Genomic DNA, 12,914 nt, shown 5'->3' on the forward strand with positions numbered 1-12,914 from the left:
CGGGTTCTGACTTCTAACGCTCGCTGGTAGGACTCGATCGCCCGTTCTAGATTCTCGGCCCGCTCTCCCCGAATTCGGTCCCAGTAAGCGTTGGCGAGATTATTGAGGGTCATCGCGTGATCCACGGGGAAATCCTCACGGGTTCTGACTTCTAGCGCTTGCCCGTAGAATTCGATCGCCCTTTCTAGATTCTCGGCCCGCTCTCCCCGAATTCGGTTTTTGTAAGCGATGGCGAGATTATTGAGAGTCCCCGCCCAATCCACGGGGAAATCCTCGCGGGTTCTGACTTCTAATACTACCTCGTAACCGGCGATAGCGATCTCTAGGTTATGGGAACGATTGCCGAGGGGAAATTGACAAATATCCATGCAGAGATTTTCGATTACCCCGGCGATGTCCTCGGTTTCTTCTTGGCTACTCCTGGCGAAAACATTTCTCGCCCACTCCGGCAACAACCGAGCGAAAGTTAGATCCAGTTTATCCAGATTCCTTTGTAGGATCGGATAGACCGCTTTCGGATCGCCGTTACTTTCATATTCTGCCTGTAAAACCGTTTGCAGGAAGGTGAGATAGTCCCGTCGATCCGGTTCCCGTCCCGTCCTTTCCAATGCCCTCCCTAACTCTGCCGCTAGGTTCTCGCACCATTCCGCTATGTACTCGTCTCCCTGTCTGGCGAGAAATTCCGCGTACCGGTTCAGGAATTCAATAAATCCCTCGTCTACTAACTCCGAATTCTCGCCGAGGGTACGGTCAATTTCAATCTCGTCGGTGCAGGAAAAAAGGTATTGGAGGAGAGTTTGATAGGCTTGTAGGCGTTGTTCGTTCATGGTTTGAATTCCCTCGAAAGAGCTTTTTAAGTCCAGACATTGTTAAGTAACATCTCGTCTCGGCGATCGGGGTAGAGTGAAAGTAGGAGTTTTATCGGGCAACCGAAGCCCCTATTAATTTATAGTGTAATAACATCAATTGATTAGCGGGAATCGTTTCCATCGCGTAGGTTGTTCCATCATTAGACGAAAATTTTACTTCAAATACATTCCCGTCATATTCCATGACAATCGTTCCGACTTGTCCCTTAGATAAAGTAATCGGTTCTCCTGTTTCAAGGTGGGTAGTTTGTCTATCTTCGGTTAAAGCTACTAAATCTAATTCTTTAAATTCGTTCATGATAATACTTCATTTATTGACAAGGTAAAAATTAGTTAAACTAGGAAAATTTTCATTTTCCGTAAGTTTCAAAGTTTAGTGCCATCTAACCCATTCTACTGGAATGGGCGGGAGTCGGGTAAGGGATTTCACGCTGGTAACACGCGATTTAAATCGCGAGCAACTTAACGAAATAGCTCGGCTAAAGAAACTCGAAATCCAGGGAGAATTATCTGGGTACTCACTTCATCGGCACCGTGAAAAGCGCTTTCACGATCGCCCGTTACGATAAGAACTCTCCGGCTTTCCGGGAACACTAGCCAAACTTCCACGCTTCCCGATTGTAAATATTCGTCGGCTTTGGCGAAGAGATCTTCCGCGGGATCGCTGGGAGAGGCGATTTCGGCGATGAGGGGAGGACTTTGGGGTAGGGTGGCATTTTGTCCGAATTGTTCGACCAAATCCGGGGTAAGATAACACACGTCCGGCCGGCGACCTTGGCGAACGGTAATACAGGGAAGTTCGACGTAGACTTCTCCCCCCTGTCCCGATTCTTCAACGTAGTTACCCCAAAGACGACCGACGCGTAATTGTATTTGACTGTGCCTAATAGTCATACCAGTTTTCTCGATTAAATTGCCGTCGATCCACTCTCGGCCTTCCGGGGGATCGTTGGCGAAATCTTCTAGAGTGAAGGTGTCCGAAGATAAGGCGAGGGTCATAACACTTATTTACCTCCGCGGTCTATCGTTGTCAGATTTTTGCATTGTATCCTACCTGCATTTTCGGTAGAGAGGGCGATCCGATTAGCCGAACCCTCGAAGGGGTATTCTGTCGAGGTGTAGCGATCGATCTCGATCGAGACTTAACCATCCCCGATCGCCCACAATACACATTAGTCAATTTTTGTCAAGGGTGTTCGCGAAATTACCGGCGGGGAAACCGGACAGTCACCCGCGGCCGGTCTTGAGGGAGAATAGATCCAGTGAGTTCGCGGGATAGATTATCGAGAATGTCTCTTACCTTTCAGTCCATTATCGCCACATTACACGAGTTTTGGTCGGGTCGCGGTTGTCTGATCGTCCAACCCTACGACACGGAAAAAGGCGCGGGAACGATGAGTCCGCATACCTTCCTCCGCGCGATCGGGCCGGAACCCTGGTCGGTCGCTTACGTGGAACCCTGTCGCCGTCCCACCGACGGCCGTTATGGCGAGAATCCGAACCGTTTCCAGCATTATTATCAATATCAGGTCTTAATTAAGCCTTCTCCGGATAATATTCAGGAAATCTATCTGGATTCCCTGCGCGTGTTGGGAATCGTGCCGGAGGATCACGATATCCGCTTCGTCGAGGATAACTGGGAATCGCCCACCCTCGGCGCGTGGGGAGTGGGTTGGGAAGTGTGGTTAGACGGGATGGAGATCACCCAGTTTACCTACTTCCAGCAGTGCGGGGGCATCGATTGTCGTCCGGTGGCGATCGAGATTACCTACGGCCTAGAACGCCTAGCCATGTACTTACAGGATGTGGACTCGATCGATAAAATCCGTTGGAACGATTCGATCCTCTACGGCGATATTTTCCTCCAGAACGAGATCGAGCAATGTACCTACAATTTCGAGGCTTCTAACCCGGAATTACTGTTCAATCTCTTCTCTCTCTACGAACAGGAGGCGAAACAACTGATCGATCGCTCTCTGGTAATCCCTAGCCTCGATTACGTCCTCAAATGTTCCCACACCTTCAATTTACTCGACGCGCGCGGGGTGATCGCCGTGGCCGAACGTACCCGCTATATCGGTCGTATCCGCGGTCTGGCCCGGGAGGTCGCGCACCTGTATTTACAGCAGAGAGAATCGATGGGATTCCCCTTACAGACGGCGCGAGTTGCTTAAATTAAACGTCAATCCTCGAATCTAGCTAAATTCCCCCGCCGTATCGGTGGGGGTTCGTCGTATCGATCGGAATTTCACCCCGATTTTGCCGGGGATCTCGATCGAGTTTATATACAGCGAACTCTACAAAGACTCGATCGAACTGTCGGGAAACCCTCTCGGGCGATCGGGGTCAATAATCGAGATACAATCGGTATCTGAAAAACTCCCTATCGGTAAACGCTTATACTGAAAGTCTTATGAACGCCCTATGGCAACAATTCACGCTATTACAGTTCTCTACCGCGAATTGGTCGAGATTTAGTTATCTTTACCGTTTGGTCGGGTTTTTGAGTCGTTGGCGGCAGGGTAGCTGGTTCCTGCAATGGGCGGAACCGATCGGCGCGCTATTGATCTCGCTGATTATCGCGACCGCGCCGTTTTTCTCCACCAATCAGATCGGTTTCCTCCTGCTGGCGGCGGCCGGCTACTGGGTACTTCTCACCCTCTCCGACGAGGGACGGATCGGCATGACCCCGATCCATTTATTGGTTCTCCTGTACTGGGGGATCGCGGTGGTGGCGACGGCGTTTTCCCCGGTGAAAATGGCGGCGTTAGAGGGATTGATTAAATTCACCCTGAACCTGGTCTTTTTCGCCCTCGCCTCGAAAATTTTGCGATCGCCCCGTCTCACCCATTGGGTCTTAACCACGCTTCTGTTAACCGCCCTCGTCGTCAGTATTTACGGCATCCGACAACAGATATTCGGTGCGGAACAGTTGGCGACGTGGAACGATCCCACCTCGGATCTCGCGGGGGACACGCGGGTATATAGCTATCTAGGCAACCCGAATTTACTGGCGAGTTATCTGTTACCCTCGATCGCTTTCAGCGCGGCCGCCTTTTTCGTCTGGGCCGGATGGCTTCCGAAACTTCTCGCCGTCGTGTTAACCCTCGCTAACGCTTCCTGTCTCTTCTTTACCGAGAGTCGCGGGGGGTGGATCGGCATGATGGTGCTTTTCGGGGTTTTCCTGCTGTTTTTGTTCGATTGGTTTAAACGGTATTTACCGGTTTTCTGGCAGACATGGTTACTGCCGATCGCTTTCGGGGCATTAGCGGCGATCGTTCTCCTGGCGATTCTCGCGGTCGCGCCCCTACGGATACGGGTGATGAGTATCTTCGCGGGACGGAACGATAGTAGTAATAATTTCCGGATGAACGTGTGGGATGCCGTCTGGCGGATGATTCACGCGTACCCTCTCCTGGGAATCGGGCCCGGCAACGACGCGTTCAAGAAAATCTATCCCCTATTCATGAAACCGCGATTTACCGCGCTCAGTTCCTATTCGGTTTTCTTAGAAACGATGGTGGAGACGGGAATTATCGGTTTTACGTGCTTCCTGTGGCTGTTAGTCACCACTATTTCTCAGGGGATTCACCGCGTCCGGATGTTACGGGACAAGATGGATAATCAAGGCTTCTGGCTGATCGGCGCGATCGCGGCGATGGCGGGAATTCTCGCCCACGGTCTTTTCGATACGGTCTGGTACCGTCCCCAAGTCAGCACCCTCTGGTGGTTGCTTCTCGGTTTGATCGCCAGTCGCTGTTATGAACCGGAACGGGAGATCGATCGATCTTCGGAACGATCCGAGGAGTATTTCGCCTCGTAGAGAGTCTTGGTGGGTTAGCGAAGCGTAACCCACCCTACGGCTTCCTTTTTTCTTATCGAATTAAATATTTCCCTTCGGTTTCGGGGCTGTCTAGTTTGGGCAGTCCCATGCTGTAGTTTTGGACTCGGGAATCGAGATTGTAACCGATCTCGCCGTTTTGGAGGAGGGAACGGATGAGGTGTTCGAGGTCGGAACCGATGCGACGGAGATTGTACTCGCTGAGTTCTTCGCCGTTGTAGGACTCTACCAACTCGTCGAATTTGCTGTAGACCTTCTGTAAGGCCACCTCGTCCCAGCGGAACTCGTTATCGGGATCGACATCTAGGGTGAGAACCTTATCACTCTCGACCAGTTCATTATTTTTGACTTCGGCCGTGTAAATGCGAATGTGACGGGTGGTGGACTTTAACAGCATGGAGTTTTCCGAATCGCTTGTTTGAACTATTTAAGATTTTGCCACGATTCTTCGATCTTTACTCGATCGAGCCATACGGGAACGTTATCGAAGACATTGACGTGTTTTTACTCGCGAGACCTCGAAGCGCGATTCGTTTTTGAAAGTCTAAAAACTTCAAAAACAGGGTTTTTATCAGATAAATAACTGTTTCCCGCAATTCTTATCGATAAAATTCTTCCTCCTGCCTCCTGACTCCTGCCCTCACGTTAGCCGGCTACTAATCACCGCGCAACATTCCTCGACGGTAGCGCGCCGTTCCATCGCCGTAACTAGCGCGTCGTAGGATTCTCTGTGCTTTTCGAGGAGGGTTTTCGCCTGAAGTAGACTCCAGCGTTCTTTCTGGTCGTGATTGGATTCGGGTAAACCCGCGAGTTTCAGCGCCTGCCGGAGTTGGATTCGATCGCTGTCCCCCCCCTCCGCTTTGCCGTAGACGAGGGTTTCCGCCGCGATTCCCGCCATCCACACCGTACAGAAGCGTTCGAGAAAGGCGGGAAAATCGGTAAAGTTCTTGACTTTTTTCTCTAGATCTGATGTATCGAAGCGCACGCCGCCGATGCCCTCCTGTCCCTGTTTGAAGGCTTCCCACGCGGTCAGGCTGTACCCGGTAATCGAGATTCCCAACAGGTAGGCGACGAGAAAATGTCCCGCCTCGTGGTGAAGGATTCTCTGTCGGTAGGCCGCGGGGGAGAGGGAATCGAGCAGGAGGGTGACACCGCGGCTGTTGAGGGTCAGGGTGTCCACGGTCGCCAGTCCCAACAGTCCGAGGGTAGCCAGGGCGGGAACGAAAGGAGAAATGGGCAGGAGGGGGGTGATAAACACCGAGAGGGTGATCGAGAAGACCGTTACGGCGATCAGGTTGAGGGCGGTTTTCTCCATAGCGCTCGATCGAGGTAAAATTTCTTCATACTATGTTACATTCCCCGCCGACGAGATCCGAGAATTTCCCGTCCCCTACTTGGAATTCTTTTTCCCCCCGAAAATCGACCAGAAGCCGCCTTCTTTGGGGCGATCGCCCGACGCGTTCTTGCGGCCTTTCTCGTCTTGCATCTCGATATTCGGGCGGATTACCTTGTCGAGTTCCCGTTTAGCCTCGATAACCGTCGGTTCTTGCGGGTTCGCTTTCCAGGCGCGATTGATGTGTACTCTAGCCATCGAGAGTTGATTCTGACGGAGATAGGCCAGACCGAGCAGGGCGTGACCGGTACTATTCTCCGGGTCCATCCGGATCGCGTCGCGTAACTCCCGGACGGCGCCGGCGGGGTCTTTGCGATCGAGGGCCGTCCGCGCGCGGCGGATGTAGGCATCGAGAGACGATTCTCTCGGGGGTGCGGCCGTGTCCGCGGGTTCGGTCGGGGCGGCCGCGACGTGTTGCGCGACGGGGTTTTTGAGCGCTTTTTGATTGCCCTGCCCCTCGGTTAACATCAAATAAACGAGGTTCAACTCGCTCAGTTGGGCGATTTTCTGATAACTGTTTTCTAGGGCGGTATATTGGTCGATCGCCAGGGATTGTACTAATTTTTGATAGGCCAGTTCGTGGTTCGCGGTCGAGCGGGTGAGTTTCTGCGCCGCCTCGCTGGCGACGGTGATTTTACTGAGTTCCGCGGCGGCCCCCTTGCCGATCTGCGCGATAATCAGCCGGAATTCCTGGCGGGGAATATCCCGGGAGAGCTGTTCGTAGGCGGGATTGACGAATTTAGAGAGAATTTGATTGGCCAGGTCACGTTCTTTCGCGCTGGCGGTCTTACAGGTATCGGGATGGAGTTTGTAGGCGATTTTTAGATATCGCTCCCGGATCGCCTCGCGGTCGGCATCGATCGACACTCCCAGGATGGCGTAGTAATCGATCAGATCGAATTGAAACAGCCCTTGTTGAATTGGAAAAGACATACAGCGTATCCTACTCTACTCGACTGATAGCCAGAAAATCGTTAAAAGGATTCAAATTGTAGGTTCCAAGCGGACGCTTTTTGCAGGGCTTGGCTTAATGAGGTATGAATTCGGCCGTTAGTGGCGAGAACGCGTCCTCCCGGTTCGATAACGAGTGGATTTTCATCGTAGGCACTCACTTTCCCCCCGGCTTCTACCAAAATAACACTCCCGGCGGTGATATCCCAGGGCTGAATCCCGCGCTCCCAATAGCCATCCAAACGACCGCAGGCCACGTCGGTTAAATCCATCGCGGCGGAACCACTGCGACGGACTCCCCGCGTCAGGTGGGTGAGATAACAGAATTCGGCGTAGTTATTATCGGGGGTCTGACGGCGATCGTAGGCGAACCCGCTCACGAGGAGACTTTTAGAAAGATCGATCGTGTCGGAAACGCGGATCGGCCGGCGGTTGAGGGTGGCTCCCAAACCGGTGGCCGCCCGAAATAACTCGTTACGGAAGGGGTTGTAGACCGCGCCGACCGTGGGAACCCCCCCGATTAATAATCCGATCGACACGACGGATACGGGATATCCGTGGGCGTAATTAGTGGTTCCATCCAGGGGGTCGATCGCCCAGAGGTATTCGGTTTCTGTCTCTCCTAGTTTTCCCGATTCCTCGGCTAAAATCGCGTGTTCGGGAAAGTGGCGGGAGATGATTTTCAGGATTTCCGCCTCCGCGAGTCGATCGACCCGCGTGACCAGATCGCCCGCGCGCCCTTTCTCTTCAATATTTTTGTCCTCACTCCAATTTTCGAGGAGGATCGCCCCCGCGGAAAGGGCGGCCTCCGTGGCGATATCGAGAAATTTCTCTAACGGTTCCGTGAGACTGACCATTCGGTTTTTACCTACTCCTCATCTAAGGGTAAACCGAAACGGACTTTCCCTTTCGCGAAAAAGCGACCGAACTGAAGTTCGTACACTTCGTCCTCATCCTGGGTTTCCACTTCTAGATCGCCGCGCGCGTAGCTGACACAGAGAAGCGCGTAGCCTTTGGCTTTCAGTTCCGGGGACAGGCCGATCGCTTCCGGCTGGTAGATTTCCCCGGAGAGTACCCGTACCGCGCAGGCGGTACAGGCCCCGTTGCGGCAGGAGAAGGGCAGTTCGTGGCCCTGTTCCTCGATACTATGGAGGATATAGCGATCGTCGGGAACGGTGGTGGTGAGGTGTTCGCCGGTTTGACGGTTATGGATGGCGATCTGGTGGAAGCGGGTCATTTTTAAAATTTCGATTAACAGTGGCACCTTTTTATTGTATGATGAATATTTGTGACCCTAACCGGGAGAGATGGCCGAGTGGTTGAAGGCGCAGCACTGGAAATGCTGTTTGGGGGTAACTTCAACGAGGGTTCGAATCCCTCTCTCTCCGTTGTTTTACAAGGATTCTAGGTGTGTAGTTCGCCTGGTGTTACACCAAAACTACACCGATAGGTCAGAGTTATACATTCTCTGACCTAGAATCTCTTTTATGTATAGGTACTTGCTTATTTGTCACGGGCGCTATAAAAGCGGCTGTCCCGCCACGTCCTCGCGGCGAAAACTTAACCAACGATAAAGACGAATATTTATTCAAACTGAACCAATCACCCTTGACGGGGACATCACCGACCTATGCCATATAGCGATACAGATGACTTAATCCGTTTCGGGTAAGCGAATCATCGTGATATCGATTTCAGAGAATGTTTCTCGATAAAATTGACCGAATTGCTGGCTTTTTCCAAAATTGGTGACGGTTGTGGCGATCGAGGGTTTCCATTCTTCTAGACGGGTTTCGGTAAACTCCTCTCTAGTTCGATGAGTCGGAAGACGGTTCCCGCTGAAAAATCGCGTCTAGATTTCCTCCCCCGATCATGTAACTAAACGGGTACGATCGAGGGTTCGGACTCTTACGGTTGACGAAAAGCTCGCGGATCGCGTCTTCATCGGTGGGATGCTGGCGGATGTAGCTTTTTAGCTTTTTTCGGGACATTTCCGTGAAATTCGCTTTATTTATTCTAGGCTCGCGGGGCGATCGAGGGGAACTAGCTTTATTATGCTCGATCGGGGAAAAATATAACTTTTGTAAACCAAATTGGATTCTTAATTATCCCTACAAAGATGGATGCTACAATTTCATTGTAGTCTTTTGATCTCTTTCAGATGTATCTCGAAAAGCTATTACTTAATGAATAGCTTTAGAATCGGTTCGTGTTTTCATCCGTCAAAAGTGCTGTAAGTTACAATTGTAAAAGTTCAAGGAGTAACAAATGTCGGAAGGAGCAAATAAAGACCTCTATTCAATGTCTGTAGAGGAGTATAGAGACTATATGACTTCTACAATCGCTTTCATTGAATTGTGGAAAGGTTGCCATTATGCCTTGTTGAGTAACCCTGAATATAGTAAGCACTCTCAGAAAAAATTACTAGACATATCTTGGGAAGAAGCGAAAGAATTTAAACGAAATATTCGACAATATCTAGATCGAGTAATCGGTGATCCCGAGAGTGAATAGCAAGTGTAAACTCCAACATCGACTCGATACTCGATCGGGATACAATAACCCACACGGGCGAGCGACCCCATAATCAAATATACCGAGATAGCTGAATCCTGTATCATTTTTCCCAAAAAAGCGAAAATTTTATTGACGATAACTTTTAAAATCAATATACTTGTCTGTATATGCGATATTTTTTCGGTATTTTCGAGTTTCAACACTTTTGTAGGAAAAAAATGTCTCAAACGATCAAATTTACGGATCATCGTAACCACGTTCTCTCTCTGACTAAAGTAGAGAGAGGTAAATTTTTAATAAAAATCACTAGCGGTTCAAGCCCTCAAGTTCAAGTTGAACTGAGTGATGATGAGGTGGAAAAAATAAAGGATACGTTGCTAACCGACTCACTAAATTATTTTATCATACGAGATGATGCGCCCGTTCTTACCCTAGGTCTTACCGACACTACAATCAATGGCACACTAATCGAAAGAAGTTACTTTTTAGTGTTACTAAGTGTGAACCCTCTTTCATCCGCTGACTTTACCTTTGGTTCATCTACTAAAGATGAAGGACAAAAAATCGCTCAATTTTTGCGAGAAAGATAATTTTATCTAATTTTATTTTTACAAGAGGCTTCGGGATTGAGGAAATGTAATGCCGCACGCCGTTTTAGTCGCGGGCGCTAATTTGACCGATCTTCAATCTTCAACCCGTTTACGCTCTTAAAAAACTCAGTTCGGTGTATATCCCGTCGCGAAAACCGTTAAGTATTTTCACCGTTTCTCTCCGTCGCTCCCCCGGATAGAGATAATGGAATTGGGAAGGATGCAAGAAATACCTAATATCGGTAGTTCAGCCGGGGGGTGCGTTATGGTGTGGTTAGATAATTCGGTAACATCGACTCGATACTCGATCGAAGACATCCGCGAGGAAGTACATAATCTCGTCGAAACCGGCGCGATCGATCGACAACAGCCCATTTACACGCTCTGTAAATATATCCCGGCGCGGGACTGGCCGGCGGTAGAGTGGGAATTAGAATGTAACGGCTATCTCCTGCGCGATCGCGTCATCGATCTTTTGCCCAAAGAGGTCTGGCTGGAAGATTAACGCCTATAATGGAGTGTCGGAAACCACGATCGAACGAACGCGATGTCCTCACTCCCTTCCGCTATCCCTCTCGATGTCATTCGCTACGATGAACGGGGATTAGTACCCGCAATCGCCCAGGATTATCTCGATGGAACCGTCCTGATGATGGCGTGGATGAATCGGGAATCCCTCGAAAAAACCCTCGCCACGGGGGAAGTGTGGTATTGGAGTCGTTCGCGTCAGGAACTCTGGCATAAAGGCGCGACCTCCGGACACATTCAGAAAGTGCGATCGATCCGCTACGATTGCGACAGTGACGCGATTTTAGTCTCGATCGAGCAGATCGGCGATATCGCTTGCCACACGGGAGAGAGAAGCTGTTTCCATCAAGTGGAGGGACAGAAATCCCCCCCTCCCGCGGACACCCTATCGGGAGTTTTCGACGTGATCTGCAACCGTCGCGACTTCCCCACCCCCGAATCCTACACCTGCAAGCTGATCGAGGGCGGAGATAACAAAATTCTCAAGAAAATCGGCGAAGAATCGGCGGAAGTGGTCATGGCTTGCAAGGATGACGACAAAGAAGCGATCGCCTCCGAAGCCGCCGACCTCTTCTATCATACCCTAGTCGCGCTCGCCTATCACCGAGTCCCCCTCCGGGATGTTTACCAAAAACTTCAGGACAGAAGACGGTAAACGAGTGGGGAGATGGGGAATTTTTTGGGGAAAAGGGGAAGGGAGAAAGAGAAAAAAGGGGGAAAATTACTTTGGGTTCCTTCACCTTGACCCTTATTCTCCTGACTTCTGACTCCTGATTCCTGACTCCTGACTCCTTCCCCGAAAATGACTCTCACCCACGACCTAGTAATTATCGGCGCTACCCGCGAGGGGATTCACACCGCGAAAAAGGCGATCGACCTCAAAAAACGTGTCGCCCTGGTTCAACAGCCGTTTAACGGTCATTTTGAGGCATCTGAAGACATTTTCGCCGCCATATCCACCCGGATCGCCCGTCTGTATCAACTCGCGAGTCAGTGGGAAGACGCGGAGAGATTGCCGCGATGGGATCATGTTCATTCTTGGGCGCGGGAAGTGGAGAATGAGGTGAAAAATCGGGATTCTCTGGCGATTTTGTCCGCGATGGGGGTGGATGTTATCGAGGGTTCCGGGGAATTCGTCCGGCTTCCCCGTTTGGGTTTTGTCGTGGAGAATCGGAAACTGTTCGCGAACTCGTACCTGATCGCGACCAGTTGCCGTCCCGAAGCGCGGGAGATTTTGGGTTTGGGGGAAATGGATTACTTAACCCCGCGGGATATCGCGAAAATCGAGGATTTAGAGACAATTCCGCACCGGTTCGCTATTCTCGGCGAAACCCCGATCGCCCTCCAACTGGCCTGGATTCTCCGGTATTTCGGCAAGGAAATCACGCTTATCGTCTCGGAAAATTCTCTATTACCCGACGAGGATCGCGATATCTCCCGACTGGTGAGCGCGATACTGGAAGCGGAGGGAATCGAACTGTTAACCGATCAGTCCGTCAGTCAGGTCAAGGCGATCGAGCGACAAAAGTGGTTACAGTTAGAGAATCGCGCGATCGAGGTAGACGAGATCGTGATCGCGGGGGAATATCGATCGAATTACGAGGGACTGAATTTAGAAGGGGTGGGGGTAGCGGTAGAGAAGGGAATCATTCAGGTGAATTCTCGATTACAGACCACGAATCCGAGGATTTTTGCCTGTAGTCTCCCCGAAAACGGTTATCCCGATCCGAGTCTCGATCGCTATCGCGGATCGATCGCCCTACAGAATGCGTTATTTTCCGCCAATATCCCCGTAAATACCGATTCTATCGCCCGTGTAATCCCTTTCTCTCCGCCGATCGCCCGCGTCGGTCTCACCGAAAAACAAGCCCGGCAGAAGTACGGGGACAGGATCAAAGTGATTACCTATCCTCTCAAAAATTCGATCGCCCTGACGATGACCGGGGAGGATACGGGATTCTGTAAAATAATTGTCCTGGAAAACGGGAAAATTCTCGGCGCGCGTTGGATCGGATGGGGAGGGGAGGAAGCGATCGGTTCGATCGCCCTGGCGATGCGCGAGAATATTAAAATCGATGCTCTGAACCTTTCGATCTATCCTTTCGCCACCGTTTCCGAGATAATCGGGGAGATCGGCGATCGATTCCACCGTCGGAAATCGTGGCTCGATCGGTTGATAGATTGGCTAAAAAACCTAGATTAATTGTCAATATACCGTAGATTGA

The 12,914-nt window shown here is 50.8% G+C and carries 15 protein-coding genes and 1 tRNA gene; 7 read left to right on the top strand and 9 right to left on the bottom strand.

Annotated elements, in window-relative coordinates:
• The 3 genes from V0288_RS20625 to V0288_RS20635 all read right to left on the bottom strand — a co-directional run.
• A partial coding sequence (locus V0288_RS20625) for a tetratricopeptide repeat protein (protein ID WP_332867059.1) occupies nt 1-827 on the bottom strand: 827 nt, incomplete at its 3' end.
• Between the two features lie 91 nt (nt 828-918).
• On the bottom strand, nt 919-1,167 hold the full coding sequence (locus V0288_RS20630; protein ID WP_332867060.1) for a DUF4926 domain-containing protein: 249 nt from the start codon (nt 1,165-1,167) through the stop codon (nt 919-921).
• A 164-nt stretch (nt 1,168-1,331) separates the two neighbouring features.
• A complete protein-coding gene (locus V0288_RS20635) occupies nt 1,332-1,868 on the bottom strand; it encodes a Uma2 family endonuclease (RefSeq protein ID WP_332867061.1) in 537 nt (178 codons plus the stop codon).
• Nucleotides 1,869-2,158: 290 nt separating this feature from the next.
• Here V0288_RS20635 and glyQ point away from each other — a divergent pair, with 290 nt between their 5' ends.
• Nucleotides 2,159-3,043 carry a glycine--tRNA ligase subunit alpha gene (glyQ, locus tag V0288_RS20640; RefSeq protein WP_332867062.1) on the top strand — a complete coding sequence of 295 codons (885 nt, stop codon included), beginning with the start codon at nt 2,159-2,161 and terminating at the stop codon, nt 3,041-3,043.
• A gap of 239 nt (nt 3,044-3,282) precedes the next feature.
• Nucleotides 3,283-4,692, top strand: a complete 1,410-nt coding sequence (locus tag V0288_RS20645) for an IctB family putative bicarbonate transporter (protein WP_332867063.1) — start codon at nt 3,283-3,285, stop codon at nt 4,690-4,692.
• 52 nt (nt 4,693-4,744) lie between these two features.
• On the opposite strand, the gene ndhM is transcribed toward V0288_RS20645, so the two are convergent.
• The 5 genes from ndhM to V0288_RS20670 all read right to left on the bottom strand — a co-directional run bounded on the left by ndhM (nt 4,745) and on the right by V0288_RS20670 (nt 8,291).
• On the bottom strand, nt 4,745-5,107 hold the full coding sequence (gene ndhM / locus V0288_RS20650; RefSeq protein ID WP_332867064.1) for an NAD(P)H-quinone oxidoreductase subunit M: 363 nt from the start codon (nt 5,105-5,107) through the stop codon (nt 4,745-4,747).
• A gap of 243 nt (nt 5,108-5,350) precedes the next feature.
• Nucleotides 5,351-6,025: an ATP-dependent Zn protease gene (locus tag V0288_RS20655; protein WP_332867065.1), complete on the bottom strand. Its 675-nt coding sequence runs from the start codon at nt 6,023-6,025 to the stop codon at nt 5,351-5,353.
• 75 nt (nt 6,026-6,100) lie between these two features.
• Nucleotides 6,101-7,036 (bottom strand): J domain-containing protein, encoded by a 936-nt coding sequence (locus tag V0288_RS20660; RefSeq protein ID WP_332867066.1) that lies wholly within the window; start codon nt 7,034-7,036, stop codon nt 6,101-6,103.
• Nucleotides 7,037-7,077: 41 nt separating this feature from the next.
• Entirely contained in the window at nt 7,078-7,911 is an 834-nt protein-coding gene (locus V0288_RS20665) for an inositol monophosphatase family protein (protein WP_332867067.1), read from the bottom strand.
• An 11-nt stretch (nt 7,912-7,922) separates the two neighbouring features.
• Nucleotides 7,923-8,291, bottom strand: coding sequence for a 2Fe-2S iron-sulfur cluster-binding protein (locus tag V0288_RS20670; protein ID WP_332867091.1), 369 nt, complete (start codon nt 8,289-8,291; stop codon nt 7,923-7,925).
• A 64-nt stretch (nt 8,292-8,355) separates the two neighbouring features.
• Here V0288_RS20670 and V0288_RS20675 point away from each other — a divergent pair.
• Nucleotides 8,356-8,442: transfer RNA gene (locus tag V0288_RS20675), tRNA-Ser, on the top strand.
• A 420-nt stretch (nt 8,443-8,862) separates the two neighbouring features.
• Here the strand turns inward: V0288_RS20675 and V0288_RS20680 are convergent.
• The gene (locus V0288_RS20680; RefSeq protein ID WP_422662038.1) at nt 8,863-9,117 is read right to left on the bottom strand and encodes a DUF6887 family protein; all 255 of its coding nucleotides are present in this window, start codon (nt 9,115-9,117) and stop codon (nt 8,863-8,865) included.
• Between the two features lie 672 nt (nt 9,118-9,789).
• On the opposite strand from V0288_RS20680, the gene V0288_RS20685 reads away from it, so the two are divergent.
• The 4 genes from V0288_RS20685 (at nt 9,790) to V0288_RS20700 (ending at nt 12,892) form a co-directional block, all read left to right on the top strand.
• Nucleotides 9,790-10,161, top strand: coding sequence for a hypothetical protein (locus V0288_RS20685; protein ID WP_332867069.1), 372 nt, complete (start codon nt 9,790-9,792; stop codon nt 10,159-10,161).
• A 220-nt stretch (nt 10,162-10,381) separates the two neighbouring features.
• Nucleotides 10,382-10,666, top strand: coding sequence for a DUF4327 family protein (locus V0288_RS20690; RefSeq protein ID WP_422662037.1), 285 nt, complete (start codon nt 10,382-10,384; stop codon nt 10,664-10,666).
• Between the two features lie 42 nt (nt 10,667-10,708).
• Nucleotides 10,709-11,344 carry a bifunctional phosphoribosyl-AMP cyclohydrolase/phosphoribosyl-ATP diphosphatase HisIE gene (gene hisIE, locus V0288_RS20695; RefSeq protein WP_332867070.1) on the top strand — a complete coding sequence of 212 codons (636 nt, stop codon included), beginning with the start codon at nt 10,709-10,711 and terminating at the stop codon, nt 11,342-11,344.
• A 147-nt stretch (nt 11,345-11,491) separates the two neighbouring features.
• A complete protein-coding gene (locus V0288_RS20700) occupies nt 11,492-12,892 on the top strand; it encodes an FAD-dependent oxidoreductase (protein WP_332867071.1) in 1,401 nt (466 codons plus the stop codon).
• Nucleotides 12,893-12,914 lie beyond the last annotated feature (22 nt).

The sequence above is a fragment of the Pannus brasiliensis CCIBt3594 genome, assembly GCF_036688125.1.
Taxonomy (GTDB): Bacteria; Cyanobacteriota; Cyanobacteriia; order Cyanobacteriales; family Microcystaceae; genus Pannus; species Pannus brasiliensis.